14 protein-coding genes are annotated in these 14,423 nt (G+C 68.6%); 10 read left to right on the top strand and 4 right to left on the bottom strand.

Features of this window, described 5'->3' with window-relative positions; translation table 11 throughout:
* The first annotated feature begins 4 nt into the window (after window positions 1-4).
* From ispG to ACLBWH_RS06030, 5 genes are all read left to right on the top strand, one after another.
* Complete coding sequence (gene ispG, locus ACLBWH_RS06010; protein WP_447797445.1) at window positions 5-1,141, top strand: flavodoxin-dependent (E)-4-hydroxy-3-methylbut-2-enyl-diphosphate synthase; 1,137 nt, start codon at window positions 5-7, stop codon at window positions 1,139-1,141.
* A gap of 15 nt (window positions 1,142-1,156) precedes the next feature.
* On the top strand, window positions 1,157-1,399 hold the full coding sequence (locus ACLBWH_RS06015) for an AbrB/MazE/SpoVT family DNA-binding domain-containing protein (protein WP_447797447.1): 243 nt from the start codon (window positions 1,157-1,159) through the stop codon (window positions 1,397-1,399).
* Window positions 1,396-1,788 carry a type II toxin-antitoxin system VapC family toxin gene (locus tag ACLBWH_RS06020; protein ID WP_447797449.1) on the top strand — a complete coding sequence of 131 codons (393 nt, stop codon included), beginning with the start codon at window positions 1,396-1,398 and terminating at the stop codon, window positions 1,786-1,788. The genes ACLBWH_RS06015 and ACLBWH_RS06020 overlap by 4 nt, the downstream gene beginning before the upstream one ends.
* A gap of 255 nt (window positions 1,789-2,043) precedes the next feature.
* Window positions 2,044-2,928, top strand: a complete 885-nt coding sequence (locus ACLBWH_RS06025; protein WP_447797451.1) for a DMT family transporter — start codon at window positions 2,044-2,046, stop codon at window positions 2,926-2,928.
* The gene (locus ACLBWH_RS06030) at window positions 2,925-3,401 is read left to right on the top strand and encodes an N-acetyltransferase family protein (protein ID WP_447797453.1); all 477 of its coding nucleotides are present in this window, start codon (window positions 2,925-2,927) and stop codon (window positions 3,399-3,401) included. The genes ACLBWH_RS06025 and ACLBWH_RS06030 overlap by 4 nt, the downstream gene beginning before the upstream one ends.
* A gap of 183 nt (window positions 3,402-3,584) precedes the next feature.
* Here the strand turns inward: ACLBWH_RS06030 and ppa are convergent, their stop codons facing one another.
* The 3 genes from ppa to ACLBWH_RS06045 form a co-directional block, all read right to left on the bottom strand.
* A complete protein-coding gene (gene ppa, locus ACLBWH_RS06035) occupies window positions 3,585-4,163 on the bottom strand; it encodes an inorganic diphosphatase (RefSeq protein WP_322848072.1) in 579 nt (192 codons plus the stop codon).
* Between the two features lie 32 nt (window positions 4,164-4,195).
* A complete protein-coding gene (locus ACLBWH_RS06040; protein WP_322848071.1) occupies window positions 4,196-6,112 on the bottom strand; it encodes a M61 family metallopeptidase in 1,917 nt (638 codons plus the stop codon).
* A gap of 67 nt (window positions 6,113-6,179) precedes the next feature.
* On the bottom strand, window positions 6,180-6,836 hold the full coding sequence (locus tag ACLBWH_RS06045; RefSeq protein WP_447797455.1) for a DUF1345 domain-containing protein: 657 nt from the start codon (window positions 6,834-6,836) through the stop codon (window positions 6,180-6,182).
* 49 nt (window positions 6,837-6,885) lie between these two features.
* Between ACLBWH_RS06045 and hisS the strand changes: the two genes are divergently transcribed.
* The 5 genes from hisS (at window position 6,886) to ACLBWH_RS06070 (ending at window position 12,619) form a co-directional block, all read left to right on the top strand.
* Complete coding sequence (gene hisS / locus ACLBWH_RS06050) at window positions 6,886-8,136, top strand: histidine--tRNA ligase (RefSeq protein WP_447797457.1); 1,251 nt, start codon at window positions 6,886-6,888, stop codon at window positions 8,134-8,136.
* Window positions 8,133-9,212 carry a peptide chain release factor 1 gene (gene prfA, locus ACLBWH_RS06055; protein WP_322848068.1) on the top strand — a complete coding sequence of 360 codons (1,080 nt, stop codon included), beginning with the start codon at window positions 8,133-8,135 and terminating at the stop codon, window positions 9,210-9,212. The genes hisS and prfA overlap by 4 nt, the downstream gene beginning before the upstream one ends.
* A gap of 692 nt (window positions 9,213-9,904) precedes the next feature.
* Window positions 9,905-10,720 carry a peptide chain release factor N(5)-glutamine methyltransferase gene (gene prmC, locus ACLBWH_RS06060; protein WP_447797505.1) on the top strand — a complete coding sequence of 272 codons (816 nt, stop codon included), beginning with the start codon at window positions 9,905-9,907 and terminating at the stop codon, window positions 10,718-10,720.
* Window positions 10,721-11,028: 308 nt separating this feature from the next.
* Window positions 11,029-12,042 (top strand): DUF4167 domain-containing protein, encoded by a 1,014-nt coding sequence (locus ACLBWH_RS06065; RefSeq protein ID WP_447797459.1) that lies wholly within the window; start codon window positions 11,029-11,031, stop codon window positions 12,040-12,042.
* Between the two features lie 148 nt (window positions 12,043-12,190).
* A complete protein-coding gene (locus ACLBWH_RS06070) occupies window positions 12,191-12,619 on the top strand; it encodes a CBS domain-containing protein (protein WP_447797461.1) in 429 nt (142 codons plus the stop codon).
* Here ACLBWH_RS06070 and ACLBWH_RS06075 read toward each other — a convergent pair whose 3' ends face one another.
* Window positions 12,620-14,104 carry a lipopolysaccharide biosynthesis protein gene (locus ACLBWH_RS06075; RefSeq protein WP_447797463.1) on the bottom strand — a complete coding sequence of 495 codons (1,485 nt, stop codon included), beginning with the start codon at window positions 14,102-14,104 and terminating at the stop codon, window positions 12,620-12,622. It lies immediately after the preceding gene.
* Between the last annotated feature and the right edge of the window lie 319 nt (window positions 14,105-14,423).

The following is a 14,423-nucleotide window of genomic DNA, read 5'->3' on the forward strand; positions in this document are numbered from 1 at the left end:
GGGTATGTCCTTACGTCCGTGGCGCGATATCGTCCGCCGTCCGAGCCGCCAGATCATGGTCGGCAACGTTCCCGTGGGTGGCGACGCCCCGGTCACCGTGCAGACGATGACCAATACGCCGACGCCCGATATCCGTGCGACGCTCGACCAGATCCGGCGGTGCGAGGAGGCGGGGGTCGACATCATCCGCGTCTCCTGTCCCGACGTCGAATCGACCGCGGCGCTGAAACAGATCGTGCGCGGCTCGAACGTGCCGATCGTCGCCGACATCCATTTCCACTACAAGCGCGCGCTGGAAGCCGCCGATGCCGGCGCGGCCTGCCTGCGGATCAACCCGGGCAATATCGGCAGCAGCGAGCGCGTCGCCGAGGTGGTGCGCGCCGCCAAGGCCAATGGCTGTTCGATCCGCATCGGCGTCAACGGCGGCAGCCTCGAGAAGGACCTGCTCGAAAAATACGGCGAGCCGTGCCCGGACGCGTTGGTGGAAAGCGCGCTCGATCACATCAAGCTGCTCCAGGACCACGACTTCCACGAATATAAGGTGGCGGTGAAGGCATCCGACCTGTTCCTCGCGGTCGCCGCCTACCAGCAGCTCGCCGAGGCGGTGGATTGCCCGCTGCACCTCGGCATCACCGAGGCGGGCGGCTTCGTCGGCGGCACGGTCAAGTCGGCGATCGGCATCGGCAGCCTGCTCTGGTACGGGATCGGCGACACGATCCGCGTCTCGCTCTCGGCGGAGCCCGAGGACGAGGTGCGCGTCGGGTTCGAGATGCTGAAGGCGCTAGGTATCCGTAACCGCGGCGTGCGCGTGGTGAGCTGCCCGAGCTGTTCGCGACAGGGGTTCGACGTGATCCGCACCGTGCAGGCGCTGGAGGAGCGGCTCCAGCATATCCGCACGCCGATGAGCCTCTCGGTGCTCGGCTGCGTCGTCAACGGCCCCGGCGAGGCGCGCGAGACCGACATCGGCATCACCGGCGGCGGCAACGGCAAGCATATGGTCTATCTGTCGGGCGTCACCGATCATCACGTCCAGGATGCGGGGATGATCGACCATATCGTCCGGCTGGTCGAGGCCAAGGCCGCGGAGATCGAGGCGGCGGATGCGGCGGCGCAGGCGCCGCAGGTTGTGGCTGCGGAGTGATATAAGGGGCGAGAGATGATCGTTCACGCGAGGGTTGGAGACAATGGCGAGCTGGTGCTGCCCGCCGCCGTTGCACGTGCGATGGGGTTGAGCCCCGGCGATCGTCTTCGCATCGATCAGCAGGGTCCAGAGATCACGTTGGCGACCGACGATGATGTGATCCGGGCTGGGCAACGGGCATTCAGGGCGACGATCAAGCGCCCCTTCAGCGTCGACGACTTTCTCGCCGATCGGCATGCCGAGGGCGCGCGCGAATGATGTACGTCCTCGACGCGTCCGCGCTGCTCGCCGTCCTGTTGGACGAGGACGGCGCGGACGTCGTGGCGCCGCATCTACGCGGGGCGGAGGTTTCGATCATCAATGTCTGTGAAGTCCTGACCAAGGCCGCCGAACAGGGTGGCGATGTCGACAGCGTACAGCAGATACTCGACAGCTTCGGCTTCCGGACACGCGCTTTTCGCGAGGGCCACGCACAGCAATCCGCCCGGCTGCGACCGTTGACCAAGCGCTTCGGGCTGGGCTTCGGCGACCGCGCCTGCCTCGTCCAAGGGATGTTCAGCGGCCGTCCCATCCTGACCAGCGACCGCGACTGGAAGAAGATCGATCTCGATCCGGCGTTGGGCATCGACATCCGGATGATCCGCTAGCGCGGATCGGCATCCACGGCGTCTTGAACCGAATAGCTGAAAAGAAAAGTGTGTCCGCGCAAAGCCGCAGAGGTGTTGCGCTTGCGGCCTCGGCAGCGCTCGTTGCCGAGCCTTGTTGTGACAGGGCCACGCTGACCCTACGCGATGCGTCTCTGCGTCCTCCGCCCCGCTGAAGCCGATCCGTCCTTGGACGGGTGACGATGGATAGATGCGTATCGGCGTGACGCTCGAGCTCTGCGTCGTTATGCGACAACTATGCCGACACCCCGTACCGCCTTCGCCGTCGCGGCGGCCGGCATCGCCGTCTATTCGGCGATGGATGCGCTGATGAAGGGGCTGTCGATCGCGAGCGGCGCCTATGCGGCGGTGCTGTGGCGGTCGCTCGCCGGGGTCGCGCTGCTCTTGCCGGTCTTCCTGGCGCGACGGATGCGCTGGCCCACGGCGAAGGCGCTGCGGCTGCATGTCGCGCGCGGGGCGACCGGCGGGGCGTCGGTGTTGCTGTTCTTCTGGGGGCTGGCGCGCGTGCCGATGGCACAGGGCGTCGCGCTTACCTTCCTCGCGCCGCTGATCGCCTTGTTCCTCGCCGGGCTGACGCTGGGCGAGCGCATCCGCCGCGCCGCGATCGGTGGGTCGCTCGTCGCCAGCCTCGGCGTGCTGATCATCGCCGCCGGGCAGGTGCAGGCGCATGCCTCCGATGCGGTGGTGATGGGCAGCGTCGCGATCCTCGCCGCCTCGGTGATCTATGCGGTCAGCCTGATCCTGCTGCGCCAGCAGGCGCAGGCCGCCGATCCGCTCGAAGTGGCGCTGTTCACCAGCGTCGTGCTGAGCGGCCTGCTGCTGTTCGCCGCGCCGTGGTTCGGCGTCCTGCCGACGAGCGATCAGCTGCCCGTCGTGTTCGGTGCGGCGGCGCTCGGCTCGGTCTCGGCGGTCGCGCTCGCCTGGGCCTATGGCCGTGCCGAGGCGCAGGTGCTGGCGCCGACCGAATATACCGCCTTCGTCTGGTCGGCGCTGTTCGGCTGGCTGGCCTTCGGCGAGCGCGTCTCGCCCTACACGGTGGCCGGCGCGCTGTTCATCATCGCCGGCTGCCTCGTTGCGATCCGCAAGCCCGTGCCCGGTCCGCAAACGGAAGCCGCCTTATGATCCGCCCCGCCACGCCCGCCGACATCGCCGTCATCCTGCGCTTCATCCGCGAGCTCGCCGCGTTCGAGCGCGAACCCGATGCGGTGGAGGCGACGGAGGCGACGCTGCACGAGGCGCTGTTCGGCGCGCAGCCGGCGGCGGAGGCGGTGATCGCCGAGGATGCCACCGGGCCGCTCGGCTTTGCGGTGTTCTTCCACAATTTCTCGACCTGGGCGGGGCGGCGCGGCCTGTATCTGGAGGATCTGTACGTCACGCCCGATGCGCGGGGAAAGGGCGTCGGCGGTGCCCTCCTGCGTCATCTCGCCGCGCTGGCGGTGGCGCGGGGCTGTGCGCGCTTCGAATGGTCGGTGCTCGACTGGAACGCCGATGCCATCGCCGTCTACCGCCGGATGGGCGCGGTGGGGATGGAGGAATGGACGATCCAGCGGGTCAGCGGCGATGCGCTGCGGCGGCTGGCGGAAAGCGGGGGCTGACGCGAGGCGCCCTGCGGCCGCGTCGGTCGATCCCGACGATTGTTCGGGCTGGCCTGTCGAAGCCTCATGCTCGCGATCGTAAACCACCCTTAGACAAGCTCGGGGCGAACGGTCGCAAGGTGGTACGGGTCGCCCCCCTCGGGGGGCAGGTCGGGGCGCGACCGCTGGCGCGCCCCGTATCCCTCAGTCGCGGCCGGGGACGTCGTATTCGTGCGGCTCTTCGCCCTGCGCCTTGGCCTCGTCGTAGCGTTCGATCGCCTCGCGGACGATGCGGCGCGCCTCGTCGCGGTCGCCCCAGGTGCCGACGCGCACCCACTTCTTCTTTTCCAGGTCCTTATAGTGCGTGAAGAAATGCTCGATCTGCTCGAACACGATCTCCGGCACATCGGCGCGGCCGCCGACGTTCGAATAATAAGGAAAGACCTCGTCGACGGGGACGCAGACGAGCTTCTCGTCGCCGCCGGCCTCGTCCTCGAGGTTGAGCACCGCGATCGGCCGGGCGCGCACGACGCAGCCGGGGATGAACGGCGAGCGCGCGATCACCAGCGCGTCGAGCGGGTCGCCGTCGGGCGACAGCGTGTGCGGCACGAAGCCGTAATTGGCCGGATAGCGCATCGGCGTGTGCAGGATGCGATCGACGAACAGCGCGCCCGACGCCTTGTCGAATTCGTACTTCACCGGCTCGCCGCCGGTCGGCACTTCGATGATGACGTTGAGGTCGTCGGGCGGGTTCTTGCCGACCGGAATGAGATCAATACGCATGCATGTCCTTCACAATTCTTGGCCGCCGCCCCTCAGCGCGGCGCCAACAGCTTGTCGAGCCCGGTCTCGCCCGTGCCGGTCTTCTGCAAGCGCGGATACCGCGGGCCGCCGTGATAGTCGATGGCGACTTCGCGGTAACGTGGCCCATTCTTGAGCAATAATCGGATCGGTTGCTTCGACGTCTGGGCATTGACGATCGCTGCTTTGATCGCATCGCCGCTATACGCGCTGTCATTCACCGCCTGGATCACCGTGCCGACGTCGATCCCCGCCTTGAACGCCGGCGAATCCCAGATCGTCTGCGCGACTTCGCCGTCCTTGCCGATCGACAGGCCGATCGAATAGGTCACGTTGACCGTGCCGCTCTTCTCGGCGTTGGTGAAATATTTGGTCGGCTCCGGCCCGTAGACCAAAGTGTAGCCGTTCATCGCGAAGCCGGCGACCGGCGCGGGCTGGCCCGTCTCGGTGATCCGCTTGCGCAGGAAACCGGCCCAGTCATAGGGCTGGATCGCGTTGAGCGTCGCGGCGACGTCCTCGAAGCGATAGGTCAGCTCGCCCCAGTCGCCGTCGCGCACGCCGAAGAAGGCGCGGGCGAAATCGTCGATCGACTTGGTCCCGCCCGATTGCTGGCGGAGCATCGCGTCGACCTCCATCCAGATCATCAGCCCCTCGTTGTAATAATCCTCCGAGCGCTGCCAGCTCGTCCAGCCCTTGGGCCGGCGGGCCGAGATCACCGGATCGTTGGTGGTGTCGACCATGCTGCGCCACTGGCGCGCGGGCGCGAGATCGTAGCTGCCGGCGATGCCGGCATAAGCGTCGAGCGTATCCTGCTTGCTGACCAGGCCGGAACGCGCCTGCAGCACATAGCCCCAGAATTGCGTCTGCCCCTCGTAGACCCAGAGCAGCGAGCCGCGCATCGGCGTGCGATAATCGGGCGTCCACAGGTCGGCGCCGCGGCGGAACTTGCCGTCCCAGCTATGCGTGAATTCGTGCGGCAGCAGGTTGCGCGCCGCGACGTTGCTGTCCCATTCGGTGAAATAGGTCGGGCGCGAGCCGTTTTCCGAACTGCGGTGATGTTCGAGGCCGATGCCGCCGAGCTGGTCGGAGAGCGACAGCAGGAATTCGTAATGATCGTAATGCTGCGCGCCGAAGGTCTTCACCGCTTGTTCGACCAGCCGCTTGTGCGCGTCGATCTGTTCGGGCTTGGCGGCGAGCAGTTCGGGCGAATCGGCGAAGACGTTGAGCTTGACCCGGTCGCTGAGCGGCCAGGTCTTGCCGTAGCGGCCGGCGAGCATCGGCGAATCGACCAGCACCTCGTAATTGGTCTTGTCGTAGGCGTAGGTCGAACCCGCCACCTTGGCGGGCACCGCGCCGGCGGCGGTCCAGCCGGTCGGGAATTTGACCGTCATCTGGATCGGGATCTGGCGGGTGAAATAGCCGGCCGGATAGAGGCTGACCGAATTGGGCTGCAGGCTGATGAGGTTGGGCGTCACCGCGATGCGGCCCTGGTCGGGCTTGGTCGCCGACAGGAACTGGAATTCGACGTCGAGCGTGCGCACGCCCGCGGGCACGTCGATGTGGAAGGCGAAGACGTCGACCGGATCGCGCGTCCACGGCAGGATGCGGCCGTTGCCGCGGATCACCAGCCCGGCGAGCTTCTCGATCTCGCCGCGCGGCGAATGCGCGCCGGGCAGCCATTTGGGGAACAGCAGCGCCATCGCGCCCGCCTTGGCGACGGGGATGCTCTCCTTGACGCGGAAGATGCCGCGTTCGGTGTCGGTCGCGTCGACCTCGACCTTCAGCGTGCCGGGATAGGGCACGTCGCGCGGCGCGGGGATCGTGTCGACGAAGGGCGACGGCTGCGGCGCGCTGTTGCCGGCGGGCACCTGCGCCAGGGCCGGCGCGGCGGCGGACAGGAAGAGGGACGCGACGACGAGCTTGCGGATCATGGAGGGCTTTCGGCGAAAGAATGTTGCGGCAATGTGTAAGCGGGCGAAAGGTCACCCGTCCAGTCCTTTACCCGCCGCCGCCGCCCAATACGTTGACGGTGAACGCCACCACGCCGAGATTGAACACGAACGCGGCGAGCGTATGGCCCAGCACCACCCGCCGGATCCGCCGCGAGCCGATCTGCACGTCCGAGGTCTGGAAGGTCATGCCCAGCGTCGCGCTGAAATAGAGGAAGTCCCAATAATCGGGCTCCTTGCAATCGGGGAAGTCGAGTCCGCCCTCGTCCTTCCCGTCCTCGCGCGCGCTGTAGAACAGATGCGCGTAATGCATCGCATAGACCATGTTGACGAACAGCCAGGCGAGCACCAGCGTCGCGATCACCAGAGCGATCGCATAGGCATCGTTGCGCCCCTTCAACTCGCCGGCGACCGCGGCCAGGATCACCACCATCGTCGCCGCGGTGATCGCGAGCAGCGCGGCGCGATTGGCGTCGTTGTCGCGCGCCGCGCGCCGCATCCGCGCCGCCTCGCCGTGGCGGAACAGCGTCGAGACCGCGACGAGGAATACGATCGCCGCGATGTCGAACGCCGCCATCAGTCCGCGGCTGCGGCCGAGCAGGGGAATCAGCCCGGCCAGCGCCGCAACGAACACGACGGCGAACAGCGCGAACCGCGGTGGGGCGATGCGGCTGCCGATACCCCAATAAGCCTGTCGATCGGTCATGTCAGGGTGCTAGCGCTTGGCGGCCGCCTCGCCTAGATAGCGCCCGCATATGGCCCGTATCGAAACGCCGCGCCGGGTGCGCGGAACCCAGGACATCTTCGGCGACGACCAGCGCCGTTTCGCCCATGTGCTCGCGACGTTCGAGCGCGTGCGGCGGCTCTATTGCTTCGGCCGCGTCGACCTGCCCGTCTTCGAGGCGACCGAGGTGTTCGCGCGCTCGATCGGCGAGACGACCGACGTCGTGTCGAAGGAGATGTACACCTTCCCCGACCGCGGCGGCGATTCGCTGACGCTGCGCCCGGAATTCACCGCGGGGATCGCGCGCGCCTTCCTGACCGAGGGCTGGCAGCAATATGCGCCGCTCAAGATCACGACGAGCGGCGCGGTGTTCCGCTACGAACGCCCGCAGAAGGGCCGCTATCGCCAGTTCCACCAGATCGACGCCGAGATCCTCGGCGCCGCCGCGCCGGCGGCGGATGTCGAATTGCTGGTGATGGCCGACCAGCTGCTGCGCGAACTGGGCATCGCCGACGGCGTGACGTTGCAGCTCAACACGCTGGGCGATGCCGAGACGCGCCAGGCGTGGCGCGCCGGTCTGGTCGCGCATTTCGAGGCGCATCGCGGCGAGCTGTCCGAGGACAGCCTGACCCGGCTCGACAAGAATCCGATGCGCATCCTCGATTCGAAGGACCCGCGCGACCGGCCGATCGCCGATGCCGCGCCCGACATCGACGCCTATCTCACCGACGAGGCGCGCGCCTTCTTCGACGCGGTCACCGCGGGGCTCGACGCGGCGGGCGTGGCGTGGACGCGCAACGCCCGGCTGGTGCGCGGTCTCGATTATTATCGCCACACCGCGTTCGAATTCGTCACCGACCGGCTCGGCGCGCAGGGCACGGTGCTCGCGGGCGGCCGCTACGACGGGCTGGTCGAGAGCCTCGGCGGCGCGCTGACCCCCGGCGTCGGCTGGGCGGCGGGCGTCGAGCGGCTGGCGATGCTGCTCGACGAGCCGGCGGCGGACCGGCCCGATGTCGTCGTCGTCGCTGAGGAAGCGGTATTCGAGACGCTGGCGATCAAGGCGACGGCGGCCCTGCGCCGGGCCGGCATTCGGTCTGACACGATTATCAACGGCAGCTTGCGCAAAAGGTTCGATCGCGCGTTGAAGCTCAACCCCCGGCAAATCGTCACATTGAAGAACGACGGGGATGTCGTGCGTTTCACTCAACGCGGTTATGGCGCGCAAGCTGTTGAAATTGATCAGGTCGCCGCGATCGTCAATCCACTGTTACCGGCCGCATGACCACCATCTCCCCCGAACGGATCGCGCAGATCGAGGCGCGGCGTGACGAATTGCAGGCGCTGATGGCGACCGGCGACCTGCCGTCCGATCGCTTCGTCGCGGTGTCGAAGGAATATGCCGAGCTCGAACCCGTCGCGCAGGCGGCGGGCGAGGTGCGCCGCCTGCGCCAGGAGGCGGACAGCCTCGCTTATATGGCGGAGGATACCGGCGACGAGGAATTGCGGCTGATGGCCGCCGAGGAGCTGCGCGACAATCGCGCCGCGCTCGACGCCGCCGACCGCCGGCTGGCGCTCGCGCTGCTGCCCCGCGACGCCGCCGACGCGCGCGCCGCGATGCTGGAGATCCGCGCCGGCACCGGCGGCGACGAGGCGGCGCTGTTCGCCGGCGATCTGTTCCGCATGTACCAGCGCTATGCCGAGCGGCAGGGCTGGCGCGTCGAGCTGATCAGCGGCTCGTCCTCGGACGCGGGCGGGTTCAAGGAAGTCGTCGCCTCGGTCACCGGCACCGGCGTCTTCGCGCGGCTGAAGTTCGAAGCGGGCGTCCACCGCGTCCAGCGCGTCCCCGCCACCGAGGCGGGCGGCCGCATCCACACCTCGGCGGCGACCGTCGCGGTGCTGCCCGAGGCGGAGGACGTCGACGTCCGCATCGACGAGGCGAAGGACCTGCGCATCGACGTCTATCGCTCGTCCGGCCCCGGCGGCCAGTCGGTCAACACCACCGACAGCGCGGTGCGCATCACCCATCTGCCCACCGGCCTCGTCGTCATCCAGCAGGACGAGAAATCGCAGCACAAGAACAAGGCCAAGGCCTTGAAAGTCCTGCGCACCCGGCTCTACGAGGCGGAGCGCGAGCGGCTGGCGAGCGAACGCTCGGGCACGCGGCGCGCGATGGTCGGTTCGGGCGACCGGTCGGAGCGCATCCGCACCTATAATTTCCCGCAGGGCCGGGTGACCGACCACCGCATCAACCTGACGCTTCACCGCCTGCCCGAAATTCTCGAAGGCGAGATGGACGAACTGATCGGCGCGCTGATCGCGCAGGACGAGGCGGAGCGGCTGGCATCGCTCGACGGGTGAGGGCGGGGCGCTGCGGACGCGCTTCGTCATTCCGGCGGAAGCCCGGACGCATGGACAGTGTGCCGGCAGCCTGGGCGCGCGCCAGCGGCCGCCCGTATCCATGGGTCCCGGCGCGCGCCGGGATGACGAAGGAGGGAGCGTGACGCTTGTGGCTAGCCCCTGCTCCGTTCCGACGCCCAACGCCGTCCACCCGACGCACGGCCCCGCCGAGGCCACCACGCGCCTCGCTTCGTCACCCCGCGCACCCTTATCGTCATCCCGGCGCACGCCGGGACCCATGGGCACGATGTCGTTTGCGCGGATGCGCGCCGCCGCCCGCCCCCGTCCACCGCTCACCGCCCCGCCAAGCAGCCGGCCAACGTATCGCGCGTATCGCGCGCGCACACACCTTCCACTGTCATCCCCGCGTAGGCGGGGATCCATACCCGCTGACGCCGCGCATCCATCGCTACCGTCAGCGTTTATGGATCCCCGCCTACGCGGGGATGACGATCAGAGCGGGGCTGCCGACGCCCGTCATGCCGGCGGTGCGCCCACCGCACCCTATTCGTCATCCCGGCGCACGCCGGGACCCATGGACACGATGCCGCCGGGGATGCGCGCCGCCGCCCGCCCGCAACCATGGCGCCTCGCCGGTGCCGGTATGACGAACGAGAGCGCATGACGTCGTGACCACCCCCGACCCCGCCCCGATGCGCGCCGCCCTCGCCGCCGCCACCGAGCGCTTCGCGTTCTCCCCCACCGCACGGCTCGATGCCGAGCTGCTGATGGCGCACGCGCTCGGCATCGATCGCAACCGGCTGCTGCTCGACATGGCGCGCCCCGTCCCGCCCGCCTTCGCCGCGCTGGTCGACCGCCGCGCCGCGCACGAGCCGGTCGCCTATATCACCGGCACGCGCGGCTTCTGGACGATCGACCTCGCCGTCGGTCCCGGCGCGCTGGTGCCGCGCCCCGACAGCGAGACGCTGCTGATCGCCGCCGCCGCCCATTTCGGCGACGAGGCGCCCGCAACGATCCTCGATCTCGGCACCGGCCCGGGCACGCTGCTGCTCGCCGCGCTCGACGAATGGCCGGCGCGCGGCCTCGGCATCGACCGCTCGGCCGCGGCGCTCGATTACGCCCGCCGCAATGCGGCGCGGCTCGGCATGGCGGACCGCGCCCGTTTCCTCCGCGGCGATTGGGCCGCCGCGCTCGACGCCCGCTTCGACCTCGTCCTCGCCAATCCGCCCTATATCGGCACCGGCGAAACCCTCCCCGACGAGGTCCGCGCGCACGAACCCGCCGGCGCCCTGTTCGCCGGTGCCGACGGCCTCGACGACTATCGCGTCCTCGCCCGGCAATTGCCGCGGCTCATCGCGCCAAGTGGCTGTGCCGCGGTGGAAATCGGTCATACCCAGGCACAATCGGTCGCCGCTTTGTTCGCTCGCCAGGGGCTGGCCAGCCATATCCATCGCGATCTCGGCGGGCGCGACCGCTGCCTGCTCGTGCGTCCGGCGCCGCGGGGTTGAAAGAAGCGTGGCCGGCCCTCATATTTCGCTTGTCGGACCTGCCTCACGCCAGCTATTGGTTGGGCCGGGGCACGCAGCATCAGCATTGGCAGGTTGATCGGCACGCGGTGACCCGCATCCTTCGTCATGTCGCCACCGACTATCGGTGGCCGTGGCAGGCTCGAGCGGCGCTTATGGCACGCGGCGACCCGGAAGGGCGCTTTGTTCGGCTGGCGGATGCCGGGTCGGGCAGGTCGATGCGGGATTGGCCGCGATCGACCGGATTGGTTTTCCAGGGACCATTTATACTCTGATCATGGGACAGTAGCTTGATCAACAATCGGCAGCAGAACGGCCGCCGTCGCGGTCGTGGCGGTAACAATGGTGGCAATAACGGTCCCCGTCAGGGTGGCCAGGGTCGGCCCGACAACGGCAACCGCATCGACAGCCGCGCACGCGGCAACGCGAACCAGTTGTTCGAAAAGTACAAAAATCTCGCCGGCGAGGCACAGCGCCAGGGCGATCGGGTCACCACCGAATATTACCTCCAGTTCGCGGATCATTATTTCCGCGTGATCGCCGACCAGCGCGGCCGGTTCGAGGACAATAGCCAGCCCAAGCGCCAGCAGCCGTTCGATCTCAACGACGACGACGATTACGGCGACGAGGGCGAACCGATCCGCGCCGGCGAGCAGGACGGCAACGACCAGCGCGACCAGCAGGGTCAGACGCGCGGCGACCAGCAGCGCGACGACCGCGGCAATCGCGACGATCGGCCGCAGCGCCAGGCGCGTCAGTGGGAAGACCGCGGCAACCGCGACGACCGTGGCCAGCGCGACGGCAACCGCGACGCCGGCCGGGATGCCAATCGCGACGATCGCCCGCAGCAGCGCGAGGAGCGCGCCATGCGCGAGGATCGCCCGCAGCAGCAGCGTGAGGATCGCCCGCAGCGCGAGGATCGCGTCCGTCGTCCCCGCTTCGAGGCGGCCGAACAGCCGGTCGAGGTCGCCGGCCAGCGCCGCGCCGACCCGCTCGCCGAGGGTGAGAATCTGCAGGAGCGGACCGAAGCGGTGCTCGAGGCGGATTCGCCGGTGCTCGCACCGCGTCCGCGCCGGGGCCGTCCGCGCCGCGACGCGCAGGCGGACGCCGCACCGGAGGCCAGCGCCGTTCCCGAGGCGGCGGCCGCACCGGTCGCCGAGGCGCCGGAGAGCAACGGCGTCGACGCCGATCGTCTGCCGCCGTCGCTCAACATCTCGGCCGCCAACGATGCCGGCGACGAAGCGCCCAAGCCGCGTCGCCGCCGCGTCCGCACCCCCGCCGCGGACGTTCCCGCCGCGGAGTGAGCGCGTCGCGCTGAGTGATTGGAGGGCCGGTTCCGCGAGGAGCCGGCCTTCGTCATGTCCGCTCTTTGCCAAGTCGCTGCAAACGTGGTCTCCTGTCCGGCAACCGCCATCCGCATCGTACGGAGTCGGAACGAAGGAGAGGAATGGCATGACGATCGCGGCAATCCTGCGCGACAAGGGCGGCGACGTGGTCTCGCTGCCGCGCGATGCGACGCTGGGGCAGGCGGTGGCGCTGCTCGCCGAACGCCGGATCGGTGCGGTTCCGGTGATCGACGACGGCAGCGTCGTCGGCATCGTCTCCGAACGCGACGTCGTCTATTCGCTCGCTGCGCATGGCGTCGCGGCACTCGATCTCGCACTCGACGGGGTGATGACCCAGCCGGTGCAGGAGGTTGCGCCGGGCGAGCCGGTGATCGGCGCCCTGTCGCTGATGACCCGGCGGCGCATCCGCCATCTGCCGGTGGTCGAGGGCGCGCGGTTGGTCGGCTTCGTCTCGATCGGCGATCTCGTCAAATACCGCATCGACCGTATCGAGGCGGAAGCCGCGGCGATGCGCGACTATATCCAGGGCGGCTGATCAGGCCGCCGGCAGCGGCCGTTTGCGGACGAGCGCGATCAGCTCGCGGATCGTGCCGCGCGCGAACAGCGCCAGCCACGCGCCATAAGTGGCGGCGCCGACCGCGACGAGCGCCGCCAGCCGCGGCGGCGGCGGCAGCGCCGGCAGCAGCCGGTCGACCAGCGTCACCACCAGCGCCATGCCGATCGCGGCGACCGCCGCCGGCGCGATCGCGCCGATGACGTCGCGTCCGCGCGCGCCGATCACCGGCAGCGACCGCCGGCTGCTGGCGAGCAGATAGAGCGGATAGGCGGCGATCCAGCTCCAGCCGAGACCGACCGGTCCCCAATGCACGCCGACCAGGAAGGCGAGGCCGAGCACCACCGCACCGACTGCGCCGTTGCGCGCGCCGATCCCCGGCCGGCCGCGCGCGTCGCAGGCGGGGGCATAGAGCACCTGCAGCGTCATGAACGGCATCGCCAGCGCGATCAGCCGCACCACCGGTGCCACCTCCGCCCATTTGGCATCGAGCATCGTCAGCACCAGCGGCTCCGCGGTCGCCGCAAGACCGAGGTAGAAGGGCAATGCCAGCACCATGATGACGCGCACCGCGCGCACGAAGGCGCGGGCCACCGCACCCTCATCATGCTGGATCCGGGCATAGGCGCTGAACGCAACCTCGTTGAGCGGTGGCACGAATTTGGAGACGAAGATCTGCGCCAGGAACAGCGCGGTGGTGTAGATGCCGAGCTGGTGCGGGTCGAACCGGCGCCCGCCGATGAAGACGTCGATCTGGCTCTGCAGGAACCAGAAGAACTGCCCCGCCGCCATCATCCCGCCATAGCGCGCGAGATGACCGGCGCCGCGAAAGTCGAAGCTCGGCCAGATCAGCGACCGCGCGCCCCAGGTCAGCATGACCGCACGGACCGCATAGAGCGCGATCGGCGCCCAGACGAGCGTCCACACCCCCCATCCGGCCCAGGCCCCGCCCAAGCCCGCGCCGGCCCCGGCGAGCGAGGCGGCGAGATTGGCCGCCGCCTGCTTGCGGAACTCCATCGCCCGGCTGAGCAGCGCATAAGGCAGAGCGGCAAAGGGGGTGATCAGATAGATCAGCGCCTGGACGCGCAGCAGCGCGGCGACCTCCGGCTGCCGGTAATATGCCGCGGCGAGCGGTGCGAGGCAGAGTTGCGCGACGGCGAGCACGCCGTTCAGCACGATCAACATCCCGAACAATTGCCGCACCTGACGCGCCGAAACGTCGTCCCGCTGGATCAATCCACTCGCCAACCCATAGCCGTTGAGCATGTTCAGGAAAACAAGAACCACCCCCGTCATCGCGTAGAGGCCGTAGTCGCGCGGATCGAGGATGCGGATCACCAGGAAGGTCGCCGCCCATTGCACCATCTGCGCGCCGATCTGGCTTCCCGAGCGCCAGATCACGGCACGGCGCACCTGATTGCCGAACGGTTCGGCCGATTCTGCGCGGGGCGAGGGGGTGATTGCCATGACGTAGCGGTAGAGACCCTGCTCTTCACATCTCGTAAACCCTCGAAAATCCGGGACTTGAAGTTTTGTGACAGGAAAAATGCAAAAAGCGTTTGACGGCCCGGAACACCCCGCCTAGAGGGACGTCACCGCAGCGACGGGCCACACGGTTCGCTTCTACGGTCACCGAAAATCAGGCGCTGGTGTCGCCCTCCCAAAAAGAGGGTTGGACGAGGCGTCGGTTTTTGTCGGCTCTTTGACATTGTTAGTTAGATGAAGGGACATGTGGGCGGCGGCTCCGGTCTACGGCGTTTCAAGGCGTCGTGTGGTCGGTAAAGCA

The sequence above is a fragment of the Sphingomonas sp. M6A6_1c genome (assembly GCF_053345135.1).

Bases quoted from the DNA above. Each gene is read 5' to 3' on its own strand.
- ispG (WP_447797445.1), top strand. From the start codon at position 5: ATGTCCTTACGTCCGTGGCGCGATATCGTCCGCCGTCCGAGCCGCCAG.
- ACLBWH_RS06015 (WP_447797447.1), top strand. From the start codon at position 1,157: ATGATCGTTCACGCGAGGGTTGGAGACAATGGCGAGCTGGTGCTGCCC.
- ACLBWH_RS06020 (WP_447797449.1), top strand. From the start codon at position 1,396: ATGATGTACGTCCTCGACGCGTCCGCGCTGCTCGCCGTCCTGTTGGAC.
- ACLBWH_RS06025 (WP_447797451.1), top strand. From the start codon at position 2,044: ATGCCGACACCCCGTACCGCCTTCGCCGTCGCGGCGGCCGGCATCGCC.
- ACLBWH_RS06030 (WP_447797453.1), top strand. From the start codon at position 2,925: ATGATCCGCCCCGCCACGCCCGCCGACATCGCCGTCATCCTGCGCTTC.
- ppa (WP_322848072.1), bottom strand. From the start codon at position 4,163: ATGCGTATTGATCTCATTCCGGTCGGCAAGAACCCGCCCGACGACCTC.
- ACLBWH_RS06040 (WP_322848071.1), bottom strand. From the start codon at position 6,112: ATGATCCGCAAGCTCGTCGTCGCGTCCCTCTTCCTGTCCGCCGCCGCG.
- ACLBWH_RS06045 (WP_447797455.1), bottom strand. From the start codon at position 6,836: ATGACCGATCGACAGGCTTATTGGGGTATCGGCAGCCGCATCGCCCCA.
- hisS (WP_447797457.1), top strand. From the start codon at position 6,886: ATGGCCCGTATCGAAACGCCGCGCCGGGTGCGCGGAACCCAGGACATC.
- prfA (WP_322848068.1), top strand. From the start codon at position 8,133: ATGACCACCATCTCCCCCGAACGGATCGCGCAGATCGAGGCGCGGCGT.
- prmC (WP_447797505.1), top strand. From the start codon at position 9,905: ATGCGCGCCGCCCTCGCCGCCGCCACCGAGCGCTTCGCGTTCTCCCCC.
- ACLBWH_RS06070 (WP_447797461.1), top strand. From the start codon at position 12,191: ATGACGATCGCGGCAATCCTGCGCGACAAGGGCGGCGACGTGGTCTCG.
- ACLBWH_RS06075 (WP_447797463.1), bottom strand. From the start codon at position 14,104: ATGGCAATCACCCCCTCGCCCCGCGCAGAATCGGCCGAACCGTTCGGC.